The organism is Pantoea phyllosphaerae (genome assembly GCF_051025595.1).
In the GTDB taxonomy this organism is placed as follows: Bacteria; Pseudomonadota; Gammaproteobacteria; order Enterobacterales; family Enterobacteriaceae; genus Pantoea.
Genome location: NZ_JBPFDE010000005.1, coordinates 253,346 through 274,407, shown reverse-complemented (window position 1 = coordinate 274,407; position 21,062 = coordinate 253,346). Strand labels below are relative to the sequence as shown.

General features: G+C 59.8%; 18 protein-coding genes. 3 read left to right on the top strand and 15 right to left on the bottom strand.

The genetic code is table 11. The annotated features are described in order from the left end of the window. Window positions 1-382: 382 nt before the first annotated feature. From phoH to putP, 5 genes are all read right to left on the bottom strand, one after another. A complete protein-coding gene (phoH, locus tag ACR6A7_RS09780) occupies window positions 383-1,171 on the bottom strand; it encodes a phosphate starvation-inducible protein PhoH (protein WP_434124678.1) in 789 nt (262 codons plus the stop codon). Window positions 1,172-1,677: 506 nt separating this feature from the next. After that, window positions 1,678-2,952: an iron uptake transporter deferrochelatase/peroxidase subunit gene (gene efeB / locus ACR6A7_RS09775; RefSeq protein ID WP_434124677.1), complete on the bottom strand. Its 1,275-nt coding sequence runs from the start codon at window positions 2,950-2,952 to the stop codon at window positions 1,678-1,680. A 1-nt stretch (window position 2,953) separates the two neighbouring features. Further along, window positions 2,954-4,075, bottom strand: a complete 1,122-nt coding sequence (gene efeO, locus ACR6A7_RS09770) for an iron uptake system protein EfeO (RefSeq protein WP_434124676.1) — start codon at window positions 4,073-4,075, stop codon at window positions 2,954-2,956. A gap of 4 nt (window positions 4,076-4,079) precedes the next feature. Then, window positions 4,080-4,913 (bottom strand): iron uptake transporter permease EfeU, encoded by an 834-nt coding sequence (efeU, locus tag ACR6A7_RS09765; RefSeq protein WP_434124675.1) that lies wholly within the window; start codon window positions 4,911-4,913, stop codon window positions 4,080-4,082. Window positions 4,914-5,091: 178 nt separating this feature from the next. Then, the gene (gene putP / locus ACR6A7_RS09760; protein ID WP_434124674.1) at window positions 5,092-6,576 is read right to left on the bottom strand and encodes a sodium/proline symporter PutP; all 1,485 of its coding nucleotides are present in this window, start codon (window positions 6,574-6,576) and stop codon (window positions 5,092-5,094) included. A 451-nt stretch (window positions 6,577-7,027) separates the two neighbouring features. On the opposite strand from putP, the gene putA reads away from it, so the two are divergent. Continuing rightward, complete coding sequence (gene putA / locus ACR6A7_RS09755; RefSeq protein WP_434124673.1) at window positions 7,028-10,978, top strand: trifunctional transcriptional regulator/proline dehydrogenase/L-glutamate gamma-semialdehyde dehydrogenase; 3,951 nt, start codon at window positions 7,028-7,030, stop codon at window positions 10,976-10,978. Between the two features lie 94 nt (window positions 10,979-11,072). On the opposite strand, the gene ACR6A7_RS09750 is transcribed toward putA, so the two are convergent. The 8 genes from ACR6A7_RS09750 to hinT form a co-directional block, all read right to left on the bottom strand. Further along, the gene (locus ACR6A7_RS09750) at window positions 11,073-11,615 is read right to left on the bottom strand and encodes a glycine zipper 2TM domain-containing protein (RefSeq protein WP_033750889.1); all 543 of its coding nucleotides are present in this window, start codon (window positions 11,613-11,615) and stop codon (window positions 11,073-11,075) included. Window positions 11,616-11,908: 293 nt separating this feature from the next. Then, the gene (locus ACR6A7_RS09745; protein WP_434124672.1) at window positions 11,909-13,213 is read right to left on the bottom strand and encodes an NAD(P)/FAD-dependent oxidoreductase; all 1,305 of its coding nucleotides are present in this window, start codon (window positions 13,211-13,213) and stop codon (window positions 11,909-11,911) included. 210 nt (window positions 13,214-13,423) lie between these two features. Beyond that, on the bottom strand, window positions 13,424-13,963 hold the full coding sequence (ycfP, locus tag ACR6A7_RS09740; protein ID WP_434124671.1) for an alpha/beta hydrolase YcfP: 540 nt from the start codon (window positions 13,961-13,963) through the stop codon (window positions 13,424-13,426). 36 nt (window positions 13,964-13,999) lie between these two features. Then, window positions 14,000-15,043, bottom strand: coding sequence for a beta-N-acetylhexosaminidase (gene nagZ, locus ACR6A7_RS09735; RefSeq protein WP_434124670.1), 1,044 nt, complete (start codon window positions 15,041-15,043; stop codon window positions 14,000-14,002). Between the two features lie 35 nt (window positions 15,044-15,078). Beyond that, on the bottom strand, window positions 15,079-15,894 hold the full coding sequence (gene thiK / locus ACR6A7_RS09730; protein ID WP_434124669.1) for a thiamine kinase: 816 nt from the start codon (window positions 15,892-15,894) through the stop codon (window positions 15,079-15,081). Beyond that, window positions 15,878-16,483, bottom strand: coding sequence for a penicillin-binding protein activator LpoB (gene lpoB, locus ACR6A7_RS09725; RefSeq protein ID WP_434124668.1), 606 nt, complete (start codon window positions 16,481-16,483; stop codon window positions 15,878-15,880). The genes thiK and lpoB overlap by 17 nt, the downstream gene beginning before the upstream one ends. Window positions 16,484-16,493: 10 nt before the next feature. After that, on the bottom strand, window positions 16,494-16,862 hold the full coding sequence (locus ACR6A7_RS09720; RefSeq protein ID WP_434124667.1) for a YcfL family putative periplasmic lipoprotein: 369 nt from the start codon (window positions 16,860-16,862) through the stop codon (window positions 16,494-16,496). Window positions 16,863-16,883: 21 nt separating this feature from the next. Further along, window positions 16,884-17,234 carry a purine nucleoside phosphoramidase gene (gene hinT, locus ACR6A7_RS09715; protein WP_033750906.1) on the bottom strand — a complete coding sequence of 117 codons (351 nt, stop codon included), beginning with the start codon at window positions 17,232-17,234 and terminating at the stop codon, window positions 16,884-16,886. 353 nt (window positions 17,235-17,587) lie between these two features. On the opposite strand from hinT, the gene ACR6A7_RS09710 reads away from it, so the two are divergent. Continuing rightward, the gene (locus ACR6A7_RS09710; RefSeq protein WP_434124666.1) at window positions 17,588-19,180 is read left to right on the top strand and encodes an MFS transporter; all 1,593 of its coding nucleotides are present in this window, start codon (window positions 17,588-17,590) and stop codon (window positions 19,178-19,180) included. A gap of 9 nt (window positions 19,181-19,189) precedes the next feature. After that, window positions 19,190-20,329, top strand: coding sequence for a beta-galactosidase BglB (bglB, locus tag ACR6A7_RS09705; protein ID WP_434124665.1), 1,140 nt, complete (start codon window positions 19,190-19,192; stop codon window positions 20,327-20,329). Between the two features lie 174 nt (window positions 20,330-20,503). On the opposite strand, the gene ACR6A7_RS09700 is transcribed toward bglB, so the two are convergent. Both ACR6A7_RS09700 and ACR6A7_RS09695 read right to left on the bottom strand, forming a co-directional pair. Continuing rightward, window positions 20,504-20,695, bottom strand: coding sequence for a hypothetical protein (locus ACR6A7_RS09700; RefSeq protein WP_434124664.1), 192 nt, complete (start codon window positions 20,693-20,695; stop codon window positions 20,504-20,506). A gap of 114 nt (window positions 20,696-20,809) precedes the next feature. Further along, window positions 20,810-21,061, bottom strand: a complete 252-nt coding sequence (locus ACR6A7_RS09695; RefSeq protein WP_434124663.1) for a bacteriocin immunity protein — start codon at window positions 21,059-21,061, stop codon at window positions 20,810-20,812. Window position 21,062 lies beyond the last annotated feature (1 nt).

Below are 21,062 nucleotides of genomic sequence, written 5' to 3'. Positions count from 1 at the left end.
GAGCGAAAGTTCAGGCTTTTTTCGTTTATATTCCTCGATGAGAGGGGTATGAGAACCCCCGCCGGGGTTCGACAACGCACATTTTAAATTCCCGCAACAACATCCACACCGTCTTAAAATCAACAACCTGCAAACGCGCGATATCTCCTACAACCGGGACACATCCATGCTCAAACGGGCCGTAACGCATACCCGTAACAGGTTTACTGACACAGCTTTTTCGCCCATATTAAATGCCGGTTAACTGGCCGCAACTTGCTGGACAAGGGGTCGCCATCAGCCCAGCGGTCAGTTAACTCTCCTCCAGAAAGCCTTTGTTATCATCCATAAAAAAACCCGGCTTGCGCCGGGTTTTGCTTGCTACACAGACGACTCAAATCCATCAACCATACGCATGCAGCGTGCGCTGACAGAGTGCCGAGCGCACGCAGTCATCTTTGCCGAAACGTACAATGCCGACCATCTCGTCCTCTTCGAATCGCGCCAGCGCGTCCGCAAGACCGGAAGGCACCCCAGCGGGCAAGTCGCACTGGGTAATATCGCCGTTAACAATCACCGTGACGTTTTCGCCAAGGCGTGTCAGGAACATTTTCATCTGGGCTGCGGTCACGTTTTGTGCCTCATCGAGGATCACCACCGCGTTTTCAAAGGTACGACCGCGCATATAGGCGAAAGGCGCGATTTCCACCTTGCCGATTTCGGGTCGCAGACAGTACTGCATAAAGGAAGCGCCAAGACGTTTAACCAGAACGTCATAGACCGGCCGGAAGTATGGCGCGAATTTTTCTGAGATATCCCCTGGCAGGAATCCCAGATCTTCATCGGCCTGGAGTACCGGACGCGTGACGATAATCCTGTCGATATCCTTATGTATCAGGGCCTCTGCCGCTTTCGCGGCGCTGATCCAGGTTTTACCGCATCCCGCTTCGCCGGTTGCAAAGATCAGCTGCTTCGATTCTATGGCCTGGAGATAGTGCGCCTGAGCATCGTTTCTGGCGGCAACTGGCGAACGATCGCGCACGTCGCGCGCCATGCCGATGGCATCCAGCCCACTCATCTGCACTAGCGAAGTGACCGATTCTTCTTCGCGCTGACGATGACTACGAGAGTCACTACGAAGCACCCTTCTGGCTTCACGACGCGCTTTGATCACTGCTTTCTGTCTTCCCATAGTCGCACCTTACAGTTGGTTTCATTTCCCGCGTTGGGCCGCTGCCCGCCACGATTAACTGAACGCTTTAGAGGTTTGATTGGCTTCCTTTCGAGCCATGACGTACCGTTGATAAAGATGTGTCGCCGCACCGAAGCGCAGAGGCACACCGGTAAAATCGAAGATCGAGAAACAATTTGATAAAGAAGAAGAGGCTGTCGAAGGCGCGCATGCCCTCGCTGAGGAGTGTGGAACCTGAGGTAAAGCTGTCTGTCCTGTAAAGGACCTTCCCATGCGCGACTCCAGTCTGCGAACCAACACGCTTATCCATTAAACTGCACTAATTTTAACAGAGTTGGCAACATTAATTTTACGACTATGCCCAGAATTCAGAAATAACAGTCGCTGGCAGGCAGGCAAAAGCAGCATTTCTTATGGCAATCAAGGGATTAGATTTTCAGGCGGGAAACAACTATTTTGCACGGCGCGCAGAAACCGCGCCGCCGATGCGGCGGCGCAGGGTGTCGTCAGGCTTCCAGCAGCGGCTGCGCCAGATAGTGCTCAGGGTCGGGAACGCCCGGTAAAACAAAGAAGTAGCCGCCGCCGACGGGACGCACATACTCCTCCAGCGCTTCGCCATTCAGCCGCTTCTGTACGGTGATAAAGCCTTTTTCCAGGTCGTGCTGATAGCAGACGAACAGCAGCCCCATATCGAGCTGCCCCGATGCGGTGGTGCCCGCCGAATAGCTGTAGCCGCGGCGCAGCATCAGGCTGCTCTCTGTCTCGGGCGTGCGCGGGTTGGCGAGGCGGATATGGGCGTCGAGCGCGATAACCTCGCCATCGGGATCTTTCGTATAATCCGGCACGTCACGCTCGTGCTGCATGCCCAGCGGCGCACCGCTCAGCTTGTCGCGGCCGAAAATTGCCTGCTGTTCGCCGAGCGGCGTGCGGTCCCACATCTCTACGCGGAAGCGGATAATCCGCGCCGCCTGATAGCAGCCTCGGCGCGCCCACGCTGGCTCATCCTGATCGGCCGTTACCCACAGCAGCTTATCCATCAGCGGCTTATTCTGCGTGTCGGGATTGGCCGTGCCATCCTTGAAGCCCAGCAGGTTAATGGGCGTCTCTTTCCCCTGGCTGCGCGCGGCGTGATCGGCGATAAAGCCTTCGCGCCGCCAGCGCACGCCCAGCAGATCGGGCGTATATTTCACGATATCGCGCAGCGCATGGATGACCGTGTCCTGGGTGTTGGCGCAGATCTGCAGCAGCAGATCGCCATGGCACTGGGCAGCATCCAGCGAATCGTTGGGAAAGCGCGTCATGCTTTGCAGCTTCTTCGGTTTCAGCGCCTGCAGGCCGAAACGCGCATCGAACAGCGACGCGCCTACCGACACTGTGATCGTCAGGTTGTCCGGCGCGATCTCAGCGCCCAGAATGCCTGAATCCATTGGCGGCAGCTTAGGGTTAGTCACCGCCGGTGCCGGGCCCCCGCGGGTCAGAAAAGCGATACGGGCGGTAAGCAGCTGAAACAGGCGCATCAGATCGGCCTTATCGCTGGCCAGCACGTCAAAGGCCACCAGCATCATCGACGCCTGCTGCGGCGTGAGAATACCTGCCTGATGCTCACCGTAGAAGGGTTGCACCTGACGTCGCGCGTCAGGTGCAACCGTACCGGGAGAGAAGCTGTCAGCCGCCGCGTGGAACGGGCAGCCGCCGCTCACAGCGGCCGCGCCGCCCAGCAGTCCCAGCCCTTTTAACAGGCGCCGCCTTGCAGGCTGCGCCTCATCCTGTTGACGACTCATATCAATCGAGACCTAAAGTACCGCGCAGTAAAGAGAGATCCTCCGCCAATGCGGTAACCGGCCCTTTCAGGGCATTGCGATCCGCACTGGTGAGTTTCTCGTAGGAGGCGAAGCCCTCTCCCTCGCGATACTTGCCGAGAATGGCATCGACTTTTTTGAAGTTGCCATCGACTTTCGCCAGCAGCTGCGGATTCGCCTGCTGCAGTTGCGGACGCAGCAGATCGACAATCTTTTGTGCGCCGTCGATATTCGCCTGGAAATCCCACAGGTCGGTGCGGCTGTAGCGATCCTCTTCGCCGGAGATTTTGCTGGAGGCGATCTCTTCGATCAGGCCCGCCGCGCCGCCGACTACTTTCACCGGCGGGAACGCCAGCTCGCTGATGCGGGTCTGCAAATCCTGCACGTCGCGGTTGAGCTGGGTGGCGTAGCCCTCCATGCCTTTGGTGCTGTTATCGCTGAACAGCGCTTTCTCCAGGCGGTGGAAACCGGTGAACTTCGGATCTTCCGCTTTCTTTTCGTAATCGTCTTCGCGCGCGTCGATGCTGCCGTCAAGATCGGAGAAGAGCTCGGCGATAGGCTCGATACGCTCGTAGTGCTGACGGGTCGGCGCATAGAGCGCTCGCGCTTTCTCGATATCGCCCGCTTTCACTGCATGGGTAAAGGCTTCGGTGCTTGACGCCAGCTGCGCCACTTCCTGCGTGACCCAGGCTTTATAGGCGGTGATGGGACCGGCCAGCGCCAGCACGTCAGATTTGCCCGCTTTTGCGGCTGGCGACGCCTCGCCCTGCACGGTCAGTTTGCCTTTTGGATTACTCAGCAGGCCGCAGGTCATCTCATACTCGCCCGGCTCAAGGTTGGCGGTGAGCTTCTGGCTAAAACCCGGCGCGATATTTTCGCGCTCCTCCACCACCAGCACGCCTTTCAAAATCTCCCACTCCAGCGCTTTCTGGCTGTTGTTCTTGATCAGAAACTGGGTTTTGCCTGGCTTGACCGTGAGCTGCATCGGCTCGCACTGGGTATCCGTCACGCTGACGGCGACCTGCGGAATATCGGCGGCCGCAGCGGTTCCCGTCAGCGCCAGCAGCGAAGCCAGCAGGGTTTTGCGGCGAAAGCGAATCATCATAGAGTTATCCCTGTTTAGTCGAGAGTTGGCGCGCCGGACGCGCCGGCAGTAAAAACAGCAGCAGCGCCGGAATAAGATAGAGAAAATAGGCCGCCACTTCGCTGACGCTCGGCGTCTCCTGATAGCCCAGCACGCCCTCAAGCAGCGTGCCCGCCAGCGAATGGGTGGAGAGCACGTTGCTCAGGTCGAAAGCGACAGTCTGAAAATGGTTCCACAGGCCCGCCTCATGGAAGGCACGCACAGCGCCCGCCGCCAGCCCGGCGGCGACGAACAGAATAAACAGGCTGCTCCAGCGGAAGAAGTGCGCCATATTCAGGCGCACGCCGCCCCAGTAGAGCAGCATACCGAGCACCACCGCCGTCGCCAGCCCGAGAACGGCGCCCACCGGCGGCGCGTAGCCGACATCCTGGGTAAAGGCCGCCAGCAGAAAGAACACCGACTCCAGCCCTTCGCGCGCAACGGCGAGAAACACCATCAGCACCAGCGCCAGCCCGCCGCGCCCGCTCTGATTCAGCGCCTGATCGACCGCCTGCTCAAGCTGCACGCGCATATTGCGCGCCACTTTGCGCATCCAGAACACCATGGAGGTCAGGATCGCCACCGCGACCACAGCCACAATGCCCTCGAACAGCTCCTGCTGTTTTTGCGGAAATTCGCCGGTGGTCTGGTTGATGATAATGCCGAGCGCCAGGCAGAGCGCCGCCGCGATAACTACGCCCGCCCACAGCGCGGGAAACCAGCGCGAACGGCCGGTACGCTTCAGATAGCTGGCGATCAGGCTGACGATCAGCGCCGCTTCCAGCCCCTCGCGCAGCATAATAAGAAAGGGAACAAACATCGCCGACCTCGTGAATGTTAAGCAGCGTCAATCGCAGGTAAAGTTAGGTAAAATGCGAACGATACCGATTATCATTATCGCGGAGGAAAAAACAAGTAATGCAGCGAAATTATTTCTGGACTGAAGACACAAAAAAGCCCGCTCCCATACGGAAAGCGGGCTTGTATGTTGTAATGAATTATTTAGTCAGGTATTCCGCCTCGGCCGCGTCGAAGCGCTGCTGCGCAGCGGCGGACGGCTCGCGGCCCAGCAGGCTAAAGAGCACGATGGCGATGCTGGAGAAGGCGAAGCCCGGAATGATTTCATACAGGCCCAGCCAGCCGAACTGCTTCCAGATCAGCACCGTCGCCGCGCCGATAACCATGCCCGCCAGCGCGCCGTTGCGCGTCATGCGCTTCCAGCAGACGCCGAACAGCACCACCGGACCAAAGGCGGCGCCGAAACCGGCCCAGGCGTAGCTTACCAGTCCGAGCACGCGGTTATCCGGGTTCGAAGCGAGTGCAATGGCGATCAGCGCCACCAGCAGCACCATGGCGCGGCCAAACCACACCAGCTCTTTCTGGCTGGCGTTTTTGCGCAGGAAGCCTTTATAGAGATCTTCGGTCAGCGCGCTGGAGCAGACCAGCAGCTGACAGCTGAGGGTCGACATTACCGCCGCCAGGATGGCCGAGAGCAGAACGCCGGCGATCCACGGGTTGAACAGAATGCGCGCCAGCTCGATAAAGACGCGCTCGCCGTTGCCGCTGACGTTCGCCGCCTGCTCCGGGTGATTCTGGAAGTAGGCGATGCCAAAGAAGCCGACCGCCACCGCGCCCGCCAGGCAGAGCACCATCCACGCCATGCCGATGCGGCGCGCGGTGCGGATCGAGCGATGCGAATCCGCCGCCATAAAGCGCGCCAGGATGTGCGGCTGGCCAAAGTAGCCCAGTCCCCAGCCCAGCAGCGAAATCACCGCGATGAAATCGAGCCCCTTCAGCATATTGAGGTTTTCAATGCTTTTCGCCTCGATCACCGCCAGCGAGTCGTCCAGTCCGCCAACGGCGACAATCACGATAATCGGCGTCAGGATCAGCGCAAAAATCATCAGGCTCGCCTGCACGGTATCAGTCCAGCTCACCGCCAGGAACCCACCCACCAAGGTATAAAGAATGGTCGCCGCCGCGCCGGCCCACAGTGCGGTTTCATAGCTCATGCCGAAGGTGCTTTCAAACAGGCGCGCGCCCGCCACCACGCCCGAGGCGCAATAGATGGTGAAGAAGATCAGGATCACCAGCGCAGAGATGACGCGCAGGATTTTACTTTTATCTTCGAAGCGGCTGGTAAAGAAATCGGGCAATGTCAGGGCGTTGTCATGGTGCTCAGTCTGCACGCGCAGCCGCCCCGCGACGATCTTCCAGTTCAACCAGGCGCCGATCGTCAGGCCGATGGCGATCCAGCTTTCTGAAATGCCAGAGAGAAAAATCGCGCCCGGCAGCCCCATCAGCAGCCAGCCGCTCATATCAGACGCGCCCGCCGACAGCGCGGTGACCACGCTGCCCAGGCTGCGGCCCCCCAGAATGTAATCGTCGAAGTTTTTAGTAGAACGGTAGGCCACGAACCCTATCAGCACCATCCCAAGGATATAAATAACAAAAGTCACCAGCATCGGTGTGCTTACACTCATTCGTCTCTCCACTTTATAGTTGATTTCCCGAGAGAAACCGCACGCTGTGGCCTCGCCGGAACGGGACGGGCCGCAGGTTTTTTTCCAGATTCAGGCGTCTGCGCTTTCCTGAGGCGCGGTATCCTGCCGGAAAGGCGCGATGCGCACAATGGATTTAACACAGGCCTTACAGCGATTTCACCTGTTAATCACGTAATTTTGTTAACAGGTTGCACTCGCTCACAGTTCCACAGTTGCACCCCGGCAAACCTCCGTCAATGCAGTAAGTTAGCGCTGCGCAATTGTGGCGAGATTCTTGCAGCAAGTTCCATGCCGCCTTTTAAGGCGTTAACAAATTAATCATTAAAAAGGCTGTTAAGCCGGTCACACTTAACACGGTTGCACAAAGTTGCAACATCAGAGATAGTGCTGGCCACGCAGTATGAGCGCTAAAGACAGGAGCAGACAGGTCATGGGCACGACAACAATGGGGGTGAAGCTGGATGAGGCCACCCGCGAACGCATTAAACTGGCGGCACAGAAGGTTGACCGCACGCCGCACTGGCTAATTAAACAGGCGATTTTTAACTACCTCGGTCAGCTGGAGAGCGGCGACGCCCTGCCGGAGATCCCTGTGACGACGGGCGCACAGCCGGAGCAGGAGGAGATCGTCCCGGAAGAGACGCACCAGCCGTTCCTCGATTTCGCCGAGCATATTCTGCCGCAGTCGGTGGCGCGTGCCGCCATTACCGCCGCCTGGCGCCGCCCGGAGACCGACGCGGTGCCGATGCTGCTTGAGCAGGCGCGTCTGCCGGCGGCGCTGGCGGAAAAAACGCATCAGCTCGCCTGGAGCCTCGCCGACAAGCTGCGGCACCAGAAAGGGGCAACCGGACGCGCCGGCATGGTGCAAAGCCTGCTGCAGGAGTTCTCTCTCTCCTCTCAGGAGGGCGTGGCGCTGATGTGCCTGGCGGAAGCGCTGCTGCGTATTCCCGATAAACCGACGCGCGACGCGCTGATCCGCGACAAAATCAGCAACGGCAACTGGCAGTCGCACCTGGGCCGCAGCCCCTCCCTGTTTGTTAACGCCGCTACCTGGGGTCTGCTGTTTACCGGCCGTCTGGTTTCAACGCACAACGAAGCGAATCTGTCGCGATCGCTGAACCGCATTATCGGCAAGAGCGGCGAGCCGCTGGTGCGCAAAGGCGTCGATATGGCGATGCGCCTGATGGGCGAACAGTTCGTTACCGGCGAAACCATTGCCGAGGCGCTGGCGAACGCGCGCAAGCTGGAGGAGAAAGGCTTCCGCTACTCCTACGATATGCTGGGCGAAGCGGCGCTAACCGCCAGCGACGCCAAAGCCTACCTGGTCTCTTACCAGCAGGCGATCCATGCGATTGGCAAAGCCTCTAATGGCCGCGGCATTTATGAAGGCCCCGGCATCTCGATCAAGCTTTCCGCCCTGCACCCGCGCTACAGCCGCGCGCAGTACGATCGCGTGATGGAAGAGCTCTACCCTATTCTGAAATCCCTGACGCTGCTGGCGCGCACTTACGACATCGGCATCAATATCGACGCCGAAGAGGCGGACCGCCTTGAGCTGTCGCTCGATCTGCTGGAAAAGCTCTGCTTCGAGCCGGAGCTGGAGGGCTGGAACGGCATCGGCTTTGTCATTCAGGCCTATATGAAGCGTTGCCCGTTCGTGATCGACTCACTGATCGATCTGGCGCAGCGCAGCCGTCGCCGCCTGATGATCCGCCTGGTGAAAGGCGCCTACTGGGACAGCGAAATCAAACGTGCCCAGGTGGAAGGCCTCGAAGGCTATCCGGTCTATACCCGCAAGGTCTACACCGATATCTCTTACCTCGCCTGCGCGCGCAAGCTGCTGTCGGTGCCGAATCTGATCTACCCGCAGTTCGCTACCCACAACGCCCACACGCTGGCGGCCATCTACCAGCTGGCGGGCAATAACTACTATCCGGGCCAGTATGAGTTCCAGTGCCTGCACGGCATGGGCGAACCGCTCTACGAGCAGGTGGTCGGCAAAGTGGCAGACGGCAAACTCAACCGTCCGTGCCGCATCTATGCGCCGGTCGGCACCCATGAAACCCTGCTCGCCTACCTGGTGCGTCGCCTGCTGGAAAACGGCGCCAATACCTCTTTCGTTAACCGTATCGCCGATACCTCGCTGCCGATTGACGAGCTGGTGGCCGATCCGGTTGTGGCGGTGGAAAAACTGGGGGCGAGCGAAGGGGCGATTGGCCTGCCGCATCCGAAGATCCCCCTGCCGCGCGATCTTTACGGCGCGGGACGCAGCAACGCGGCGGGCATCGATATGGCCAACGAACATCGTCTGGCGTCGCTTTCCAGCGCCCTGCTGAGCAGCGCCGCGCAGCCCTGGCTGGCACAGCCGATTATTGACGGCGAGCTGAGCGACGGCGAAACCCGTCCGGTAATCAATCCGGCTGCGCCGGGCGATATCGTCGGCCAGGTGCGCGAGGCGAGCGAAACGGAGGTGTCGCTGGCGCTGGATGCGGCGGTGAATGCCGGTCCAATCTGGTTCGCGACGCCGCCGGACGAGCGCGCGGCGATCCTCGATCGCGCCGCGCAGCATATGGAAGACGGCATGCAGCAGCTGATCGGCATCCTGGTGCGCGAAGCGGGCAAAACCTATAACAACGCCATCGCCGAAGTGCGCGAAGCGGTCGATTTTCTGCGCTACTATGCCGGCATGGTGCGTAATGATTTCGATAATGAAACGCATCGCCCGCTTGGTCCGGTGGTCTGTATCAGTCCCTGGAACTTCCCGCTGGCGATCTTTACCGGCCAGATCGCGGCCGCGCTGGCGGCGGGCAACAGCGTGCTGGCCAAACCGGCGGAACAGACCCCGCTGATCGCCGCACAGGCGGTGCGCATTCTGCTGGATGCTGGCGTGCCTGCGGGCGTGCTGCAACTGCTGCCGGGCGACGGCGAAACCGTCGGCGCGCAGCTGACGCGCGACGCGCGCGTGCGCGGCGTAATGTTTACCGGCTCTACTGCCGTGGCGACGCTGCTGCAGCGCAACCTGGCTGGCCGCCTCGATCCCCAGGGCCGCCCGACGCCGCTTATCGCCGAAACCGGCGGGCTTAACGCGATGATCGTCGACTCTTCCGCGCTCACTGAACAGGTGGTGGTCGATATTCTCGCCTCGGCGTTCGACAGCGCCGGACAGCGCTGCTCGGCGCTGCGTCTGCTCTGCATCCAGGAGGATGTGGCGGATCACACGCTGAAAATGCTGCGCGGCGCGATGGCCGAATGCCGCATGGGCAACCCGGAGCGCCTCTCTACCGATATCGGCCCGGTCATCGACGCCGAGGCGAAGGCGAATATCGAGCGTCATATCCAGGCGATGCGCAACAAAGGCAATGCCGTCTACCAGGCGGTGCAGGATCATCCGGAAGATCGCGCGGAGTGGCAGAGCGGCACCTTTATTAAGCCGACGCTGATCGAGCTCGATCAGGTCAGCGATCTCGACAAAGAGATCTTCGGTCCGGTGCTGCACGTGGTGCGCTTCGCGCGCAATGCGCTGCCGCAGCTGATCGACCAGATCAACGCAGGCGGCTACGGCCTGACGCTGGGCGTGCATACCCGCATCGATGAAACCATCGCGCAGGTCACCGCCAGCGCGAAAGTCGGCAACCTCTACGTGAACCGCAATATGGTGGGTGCCGTGGTTGGCGTGCAGCCGTTCGGCGGCGAAGGACTCTCCGGTACCGGCCCGAAAGCGGGCGGCCCGCTCTATCTTTATCGCCTGCTCTCCAGCCGTCCGGAAACGGCGCTGAGCGCCACCTTTGCGCGCCAGGATGCCGAGCGTCCAGCGGACGGCTCGCTGCGTGAGGCGCTGCTGGAGCCGCATAAGGCTCTGGCGGCCTGGGCGCAGCAGGATAAGCCGGAACTGGCTGCGATCTGCCAGCGCTACGCCACGCTGGCGCAGGCGGGCACCGTGCGGCTGCTGACCGGCCCGACCGGCGAGCGCAACACCTTCTCGCTGCTGCCGCGCGAACGCGTGCTCTGCCTCGCCGATAACGAGCAGGACGCGCTGGTGCAGCTGGCGGCGGTGACCAGCGTCGGCAGTCAGGCGCTCTGGCCCGACGATGAGCTGCACCGCACGCTGCGCCAGACGCTGCCGCAGGCGGTACAGGCGCGCATCGCGCTGGCGAAGGATCTGTTCGCGACCCACTTTGACGCGGTGATCTACCACGGCGACGCCGATCAGCTGCGCACGCTGTGCGAGCAGATCGCGGCGCGCGACGGCGCGATTGTCTCGGTGCAGGGCTTTGCGCGCGGCGACACGCAGCTGCTGCTGGAGCGGCTGCTGATTGAGCGTTCGCTGAGCGTTAACACCGCGGCGGCCGGCGGCAACGCCAGCCTGATGACCATCGGCTAATACCTCGTCTCATCCGTATCGGCACCATACAAAAAAGGCACATCGCAAGATGTGCCTTTTTATTTTGTGTGTGCTGTGTGGGAATCTTTGCCCGTTAAGCCTGATTGCTGTTCAGAATAAGCTGGCCGTTACGGTCCAGCGGGATGCGGGTGCCAGGGTCGTTTTCCATGCGGATTTTGCCCTGCTGGTCGCCTATTTTATAGGTCACGTCATAACCCAGCATCTTTTCTTGTTTATCGTATACCGTTTTGCAGCGCTGTTCTGAGGTGGTGTAGGTGTCGCGATCCTGCAAACCGCCCTGCACCTGGTTGCCGGCATAGCCGCCCGCCAGCGCGCCTGCGACCGTTGCCACATCGCGTCCCCGTCCGCCGCCAAACTGGTGACCCAGCACGCCGCCCGCTACCGCGCCCAGCACCGAACCGGCGATGCGGTTCTCATCCTGTACTGCGCGACGATGGGTCAGCGTCACATTGCGACACTCCTGACGTGGCTGCTTAATGCTCTCTTTGATTGGCGTCGCTGAAAGCACCTGCGCATACTGCGGACCACGGTCAAATACATCCATGCTGGCAACGGCGGCCACACCCAAAGCGGCAGCCACGCCGATACCGATACCCGCTAACATCGATTTATTCACAGGATTGTCCTCCTGAAGTTGTTACCGTGCATGCGTGCCGCGACGATGTCCCCTGTCGCTATGGCACAGAACGGCGTGCACGACCCGCCGTATCATTGCAGGAAGTTTTGCAGATGGTCCGAAATTGCAACATCAGATTAATGGAGGAAAACGCACCGGAAGCGGATCAGGACCAGCTTTTCGGAGAGTTCTGAGCAAGGGGGGCAGCAGAACTTTAATTAATTTGTGTTATGTTTCAGCAGCTTAACAAGCATATGAGAAAAGAAAAGGCGGCTTACGCCGCCTGGGAATCATTAGTGCAGCTTGAGGCGCGGACGGATCACGCGGTTAAGGCTGCCTACCAGCATCATCAGGCCAGTCTTGAAATAGCCGTGGAGCGCAATCTGATGCATACGATATAAGGAGATGTAGACAAAGCGCGCAATGCGGCCCTCTACCATCATGGAACCGCGCATCAGGTTGCCCATCAGGCTGCCCACGGTACTGAAGCGCGACAGCGACACCAGCGAGCCGTGATCTTTATAGACGTAGGCTTTCAGCGGCTTGCCGCTACGCTGGGCGAGAATATTCTCCATCGCGCGCGACGCCATCTGGTGTGCCGACTGGGCGCGCGGCGGCACGAATCCGCCTGACGGCAGCGCGCAGGAGGCGCAGTCCCCGATGGCGTAGATATCGTCATCCAGCGTGGTTTGCAGCGTCTCTTTCACCACCAGTTGGTTGATGCGGTTGGTCTCCAGCCCGCCAATCTCTTTCAGGAAGTCCGGCGCTTTAATACCCGCCGCCCATACCATCAGATCCGCCTCGATAAATTCGCCGCCTTTGGTGTGCAGGCCATTTTTATCAGCGCTGGTCACCATGGTTTGCGTCAGCACGCGCACGCCCAGCCTGGTTAGCTCGTTGTGCGCGGCGGCGGAGATGCGCGGCGGCAGCGCAGGCAGAATACGCTCGCCCGCCTCCACCAGCGTGACGTTGAGCGCTTCACTGCTCAAACCTTTATAGCCGTAGCTGTGCAGCTGCTTGACCGCGTTGTGCAGCTCGGCTGACAGCTCGACGCCGGTCGCCCCGCCGCCGACAATAGCGATATTGACCTTCTCCAGCCGACCTTCGCTGGCGGAGAACTTCAGGAACTGGTTAAGCATCTCATTGTGAAAACGCCGCGCCTGGTGCGGGTTGTCGAGGAAGATGCAGTGATCTTTTACGCCCGGCGTGCCGAAATCGTTCGAGGTGCTGCCGAGCGCCATCACCAGGGTGTCGTAGGCCACCTCGCGCTGCGGCACCAGCACTTCGCCGTTGTCGTCGCGCATCTCCGCCAGCTCAATGGTTTTGCGCTCGCGGTTGATGTTGGTCAGCGAGCCGAGCTGGAACTGAAAGCCGTGATTGCGCGCGTGCGCCAGATAGCTCAGCGCATCAATGCCTTCGTCCATCGATCCGGTTGCGACTTCGTGCAGCAGCGGCTTCCACAGGTGGCTGTGGTTGCGGTCTACCAGAATAATCTCGGCCTTTTTCTTACGGCCCAGCTTGTGACCGAGCTGCGTTGCCATCTCCAGCCCGCCCGCGCCGCCACCGACAATAACGATTTTTTTCATGGATGTAGTCAACAAGACCCCCTCAAAATGTGAACCAATAGTTAATCAATGGTTAAATTAAACCTTAATAAACATAGGGTTGGCGAAGTTAAAATCGCTGCTGAGGGCAGAATAGCATGGGCAGGGAAGATGGTCATACCAAAATTGATTTACATCAATTACCAGGCGGTTAACTCAGATTATTACGCAAAAGGTGCAGGCGCCTGACAGGCGCCCGGCTGCTCAACCCAATGTTTTAAAAGCGTTAATGCGCTGGAGATGCGGGGAGAGGCTGCTGAACTTATGGCCTGCGTTATCATCCCAGACAATGTCGTAGAAGGGGCGCAGCGTCTCTGCGCTGCGCTGGCTATCCAACGCCTCGTCGTGGCGCGACAGAAACACCAGGCAGCGATCGCGGTTCTTTTCGCGAAAGTCGCTGACGCACTTAGTGGCGATGTCGAGATACTCTTCAGGCCGGTCAATTTTTCCCTCCATATTTTCGAAGGGAAAGAGATTGGGATTGAAAATCGCCTGGCGAATGCCGCAGAGAAAGCCGATGCGCTCCGCCCAGTAGCCGCCCAGCCCGACGCCACATATCAGGGGCTGGGCGCCGCCGTGCGTCAGCAGCTTGTCGGTCTCTTTCAGCAGGAACTGCATATCGTGTCTGGGGTGGCGGGTGCTGTAGCCGATCATCCTGACGTCAGGATCGATAAACTGCAGCTGCAGCACCTTTTCATGGTTGCCCGGACTGGTGGAATCGAAACCGTGCAGATAGATAATCATGACACTCCTCAGCGTTGTGCGCGCCAGGAGGAGAGATTACTTTCCTGACGCTTTGTGTTCCAGCCAGCGCGCCTGCAGGTTGCTCAACTGCTGCGCGTTCTGCTTCCAGCGCGCGCTCTGCTGTAGGCTCTGGCGGGTAAAGGTTCCCCGATGGTACAGCCGCGGCACGCGTTCAACACCGATCGCGATCAAATTATCCAGCACGCTGATCGCGCCTGCGCGGTGGTTGCAGACCAGGATCATGTCGCATCCGGCCGAGAGCGACTGCTGCGCACGCTCCGCATAGCTGCCCATGATGGCAGCTCCCTCCATCGACAGATCGTCAGAGAAAATGACGCCGTCAAAGCCCAGCTCTTCCCGCAGCACCCTCTTCAGCCAAAAGGGCGAACCACTGGCGGGCAGCGGATCCACCTCCGTATAGATAACGTGCGCTGGCATGACGGCATCCAGCGCCCCCTCGTCAAACAGCGCCTGGAAGATCGCCATGTCGTGACGACGCAGCGTCTCGAGATCGCGCGGGTCGCGCGGCGTCTCTTTATGCGAGTCGGCACTGACCGCGCCGTGGCCGGGGAAGTGCTTGCCGGTGGTTTTCATGCCCGCCTCATGCATGCCAGCGATAAAGCGGCGCGCCATCGCCAGCGCAATCTGCGGATCCTCATGGAAGGCGCGGTCGCCGATCGCCGCGCTGATGTGGCCGAGGTCCAGCACCGGCGCGAAGCTGATATCGATATCCATGGCGATCATCTCCGCCGCCATCTGCCAGCCCGCCTGCTGCGCCAGCTCGCCGCCGCGTTGCGCGTCGTGCAGCGCCGCGAAAGACTGCATCGCGGGCAGCGTGGTGAAGCCGTCGCGGAAGCGCTGAACGCGTCCGCCCTCCTGGTCGACCGCCACCACCAGCCGCGTGCGCGAGGCGCTGCGGATCTGGCGCACCAGCTCGTTTAGCTGCGCCGGATCGTGGTAGTTGCGCGCAAAGAGGATCACGCCGCCAACGGTAGGATGCCGCAGGATCTCGCGCTCTTCGGCGTCCAGTTCAAAACCTTCGACATCCAGCATCAGCGGGCCGGGAAGTTGTGTCGTCATAATCATTTCCTGGCGCGGCGCTCTCGCCGCGCGAATTAAAGAGTTTGCCAGCTCTGCCGCGCCAGCTGGCGCAGGGACGCATCGTCGCTCTGCTCGGCGCGCAGCTGATACCAGCTGGCCATCAGCAGCCGCAGCCAGGGCTGCCAGCGCGCAACCTGCCGCGCCAGCGCTGCGGGCGACAGATGCGCCGCCCCGGCATAGGCCTCTAGCCAGCTCTCCGCCCTGTCGGGATCGGCGGCGCACAGTGCCGCCAGCTCGAGAGCCACGTCGCCATCGGCGGCGTACTCCCAGTCAATCAGATGCAGCCCTTGCGCATCGGCAATCAGGTTACCGGCGTGAACATCCATATGCAGCGGCGCCAGCCGCAGCGGCGCGGGTTCGCCCGCCTGCGCCAGTCGACGCAGAGCGCGCTGCCAGCCCAGGTGCCGCTGTCGGCAGAGCTGCCAGTAGCGCTGTAGCAGCGGCAGCAGCTGCAGGCGGTAGCCGGTCTGCGGCTGGCGGTGCAGCCGCAGCAGCAGCGCGACCACTTCGTCACGCCGCTGGTGAAACCGCTGTGGCGACAGCGGTTCGCCCTCGCGCCACGGCAGCAGCAGCAGCTGCGCATCACCCAGCAGGGGCCGCGGCGTCAGGCCGCTGGGGTGCAGCTTGCGCAGCAGGCGGGCTTCGCGCTGGCGATCGACAAAAGGAATCGGCGGCTGCGGCGCAGGGCGCGCGACAAACGCGCCCTGCTCGCTTTCCAGTTTACAGCTGTGGCCGGTAAGCCCCTGCAGCGGCGTCAGCCTTTCCGCCGAAATGTCCGGCAGCCGCTCTTGCAGACGCGCCAGCAGTAAGGGATTAATTCTGGGCGACACCTTTGCCTGACCAGATAATCTCGCCGGTTTGCACCAGCATCAGCTGCATCTGCAGCGTCGGGGTTTTTACATCGCCCTGTGCCGTGCTGTAGAGCACATACTGCGCGTTCAGCGTGCGGGCCAGACCGATCGCCTTGCTGCGCGAGTTCAGGCTGTCCTCCGGCGAGAGGCCAAGCGTCTGCTTGGCCTGCGCCAGCTGATCGCTGGTCACCAGCGTAAACTTGCCGTTGTTGGCCAGCGCGTTTTGAATCGCGTCGGTGGCTTTTTCGCTCTGTAACGCGCCGTTGGTGCTGTTCTTAATGCGATCGACCATCAGCACGCTGCCCGGTGCGACACCGTTGGCGGAGCGCAGCATCTGCGCCACCAGCGGCTGCACGCTGGCGTCCCAGTTAATGGTTTTCAGCTTCGGCGGCTGCGGCACCGGCTGCGTCGGCTCTGGTACTGGCTGCGGCTGCGGCACCGGCTGCGGCTGGGTGGGTTCGGCGGGCTGCGTCGGTTCAACGGGCGCAGGCTGCTGCTGCTTAATCACGCAGCCGGAAAGAATGAGCGCCATCAGGAGCGCTCCGGAACGAGGGAGTCGGCGAATCACGTAACAATCCTCAGAGATAAAGGTAGAGACGAACCTTGCTGGCCGTCAGGTTGCCCATTTGGGAAGCGGCGACAATACTGCCGTGCGCCGGAACGGTGACCCGCTGCGCCGGTTCGCCCGGCATAATTTCCAGCCCTTTGTCGTCGTACCAGTAATAACGATAGTGGATCACCACCGGCGTCTCGCGCTGATTATAGAGCACGCTGCGCGCGCGCTGCTGCCCATCCTGCTCATCCACCACCGGCTCATCGGTGATGATGCCGGCAGAGAGCACAGAGGACTCCATCACCAGCGACTGCGACGTATCGATCATCGGTTTATCGCTGCTGCAACCTGCCAGTGTCAGCAGGAGCGGCAGGCTTGTCAGCCATTGACGCATAACTCGCTTCCGTATGGAGGATCAGTCGGCCAGCATCGGACCCAGCGGACGCCCGCCGAGTAAATGCATATGAATGTGATAAACCTCCTGACCGCCGTGACGATTACAGTTAACGATCAGGCGATAGCCATCTTGATCGATGCCCTCGGCGCGCGCGATTTTTGCGGCGACGGTAAACAGTCGGCCTAGCGCCTGCTCGTGGGCGGGCAGCGCGTCATTCGCAGTAGGGATTAACACGTTCGGGACAATCAAAATATGGGTCGGCGCTTTGGGAGAGATATCGCGAAACGCAGTGACCAGTTCATCCTGATACACAACGTCGGCAGGAATTTCGCGACGGATGATTTTACTGAAAATCGTTTCTTCAGCCATGGTGCATTTCCTTAAGCCTGATGGACAGTCAATCAGTATGCGTGAGGAATTTGTTTTCTTTCAAGCTCAGGACCACTTTTCCCCGATTAACTGCCTGCCTTTGCGCCATTTTCACCGCTTCTTTTAACTGTGCGCCGCTTCGCAAATTCCCACTCTGCGCGAGGTTAAAATGAAACACCGTTTCATAAATTAGAAACGCGCCACCCTTTTCTTTGCGTTATTGCCAGCCAGGGACGACGCCTGTCGGAATCGCGAAGGTTTGACCCGGGCTGCGGCTCTACTTTCTATCTATTCCGAGTATGTCGTCCGGATAACAAAGGATGTAAAGACTATGGCTATAAAGGAGCATCCGTATGCGCTCACGTAAAATTGGTTTTGGCCACTATCTGGCTTATGGTTCCGGGGATTTTCTCGGCGCAGGCACCACGGCGCTGACTGCCGCCTGGCTGCTCTATTTTTATACCACCTTCTGCGGTCTGACCCCTATCGAAGCAACTTTTATCTTTGCTGCCGCGCGCGTGCTGGACGCGGTGGTCAGCCCGCTGATGGGCTTTCTGACCGATAACTTTGGCTCTACCCGGCTGGGCAAACGCTTTGGCCGCCGCAAATTCTTTATTCTGCTGGGTATTCCCTGCGTCTTCAGCTACAGCCTGATGTGGATCGGCGATATGAGCTTCTGGTGGTATCTCGCCACCTATCTGCTGTTCGATATTGTCTACACCATGATCCTGGTGCCCTATGAAACGCTGGTGCCGGAGATGACCGATGATTTCAAACAGAAGACCCGCTTCTCCGGCGCGCGTATTGCGCTGGCCCAGCTCTCGGCAATTCTTGCCGCCTTCCTGCCAGGCGTGTTAATCGGCGCGCTGGGCAAAGATAACCCGCTCTCGTTTTTCTACGCCAGCCTGGTCTTTTCGATTATCTGCGCGCTGGTGCTGACGCTGGTCTGGCTCTTTACCTGGGAGCGCGATGCAGACGATTTCTCCGAGGAGTCGCGTCGCGCCGAAGAGGAGAAGCGGCAGCTGTCGCTGATGCAGAGCCTGAAGCGTCTCTATGTCGAGCTCGCCTCCACGCTGCGCATCCGTATTTTCCGTCAGCATCTCGGCATGTATCTGGGCGGCTATATCGCGCAGGATGTCTTTAACGCCGTCTTTACCTGGTATGTGGTGTTCGTCCTGATGCAGAGCGCGCAGATCGCTTCCAACCTGATGGGCACCATGGCGGTGCTGCAGTTTATCGCCGTGATGGGCATGATCCCCCTCTGTATCCGCATGGGGCCGGCACCAGCCTACCGCCTGGTGGTCGCGCTGTTCGGCCTCGCGGCCCTCTCCTATGCCGGTCTCTGGTATGCAGGCATGAATGACAACTTCTCGCTGCTGCTGCTGATCTCCGCGCTGGCAGGCCTGGGACGCGGCGGTATCAACTATGTGCCCTGGAATATCTACACCTATATCGCCGACGTAGACGAGGTGATTACCGGTCAGCGCCGCGAAGGGATTTTCGCCGGCATTATGACCCTGACCCGCAAAGCCTCTCAGGCGGGCGCGGTCATGCTGGTCGGTATCGTGCTGCAGCTCTCCGGCTTCGTCTCCGGACAGGCGACCCAGCCGCCGGGCGTCAGCCATACCATTCTCGGCATCCTTAGCCTCGGCACGCTGTGCGTGCTGGCCTGCGGCTTCCTGATTTCGCTGCGCTTTAAACTCAATCTGCAGACCCACACCGTGCTGCGCGAAGAGACGCTGAAGATGCGCGAAGCTGACCGCGTCCTGCCAGAGCGCATCACGCCAGAGGCGCGCGACATCGTCGAAACCCTGGCCGGCATGCCATATGAGAACCTGTGGGGCAACAACAATATCGGCTTCCTTAACCGTCATAAACCGGCCGCGCCGCCGCTCAGGGCCGCGCGTCCCATCGCTTCTTCCCTTACTACGACCTTGAAACGATAGGAATGAATCATGACTGTATTTCCTGTGAAACAGAGTGCTCTTTTGTGCCAACCAGAATTTCTGCTGCCGCGCCGGGAGCTGTTGCAACTGATTCACAAACTGACGCAAAACCTGGTGAATATCACCGACGAAACGGGGGAGTTTTTGCTACGCCTCGATGACGGGCGCGTGATTGATACCAAAGGCTGGGCGGGCTGGGAGTGGACCCACGGCATCGGGCTCTACGGCATGCTGCACTATTATCAGCAGACCGGCGATCGGCAAACGCTGAGCATTATCGACGACTGGTTTGCCGCGCGTCTTGAGGAAGGGATGCCGACCAAGAACGTCAACACTGTCGCCCCCTTTCTGACGCTCGCTTATCGCTATGAAGAGACCGGCAACGCCGCCTGGCGGCCGGTGCTGGAGCGCTGGGCGGAATGGGTCATGTATGAAATGCCGCGCACGGAACAGGGCGGCCTGCAGCATATCGTCTACAACAACGAAAACCACCAGCAGCTCTGGGACGATACGCTGATGATGAGCGTGATGGCGCTGGCAAAAATCGGCCAGCTGCTGAATCGTCAGGAGTTTATCGAGGAGGCGAGCTATCAGTTTCTGCTACACACGCAATATCTGATGGATCGCCAGACCGGGCTCTGGTTTCACGGCTGGAACTTTGAAGGACGCCATAACTTCGCCAATGCGCGCTGGGCGCGCGGCAACAGCTGGATCACCATTGTGATCCCCGATTTTCTGGAGATGATGAACTGGCCGGAACAGCATGCGACGCGCCGCTTCCTGCTACAGGTGCTGGAGAGCCAGGTGAAAGCGCTGCGCGACTGCCAGCATTCGAGCGGCCTGTGGCATACGCTGCTGGACGATCCCGATAGTTATCTGGAAGCATCGGCGACAGCAGGCTTCGCCTACGGCATTATCAAGGCGGTGCGCAAGCGCTACCTCAGCGCAGATTATCTGCCCACCGGCCTGAACGCGCTGCGCGGCGTGATCGCCAATATCGACGAAGACGGCGAGCTGAAACAGGTTTCGTTCGGCACCGCCATGGGCAGCGACCTCGACTACTACCGCAACGTGCCGCTGACCTCGATGCCCTATGGGCAGGCGATGGCGCTGCTGTGCCTGACGGAGTATTTGCGCGTTTATCTCTGAGAGCAAAACGCAGATAAAAAAGCCCTGCCTGTGCGGTAATGCTTGTCAGTTAAGCTTTTAAGAATGCCGCGGCGGATAACGCTGCGGCTTCTTTTTTACCGCCCGCGGATAGTGTCTCTGCCGCCAGCCAGACAACACGAAGCTTTCCGCCGTCGACATGATTTCATTTATCAACTACGGTATTCGCCCCGGTGCAACCCGAGGCGGCAGACTCAGCTGGCCGGTCAGATACAGCGCCGCCTGCTTAAAGCCCGGCTGATATGGTTCGACGTTTTTAAGGTGTATGCCGCCTGCGCCATCATAAAGCGCAGACAACGCTTTCGGCGAGAAATTAAGAATAGTGTCCAGAACCTGACTGAGCAGCATAAAAAAACCTGTAATCCTCCATGAGAGATTACAGAGTTCACACAGCCACCGGATCGTTCAACCGCTCATTTCTGCCTTAACTGATCGGCATTATCCCTAAAGAGGCCTTATCACTTATGACTTGAAGCCACTTTTACGCTGGGCTTTTCGCCATGCTTTAACAGCGGCGACAATCTTGACAGGTGTTGCGTCCTTATCTTCGCTGTAGAAGATCAGGTCAGAACCTTCAGGGTGCTCACTGACCGAAATGAAATTTTCCAAAAGCTTGTCCTGATAAGCCTCACCGCCTTTAGCGCTACAGATTTCACTCACAAGCCGGGTGAATTCTGCTTCCGTGTACTCCTCGAATGTATGCTTCAGTTCCATA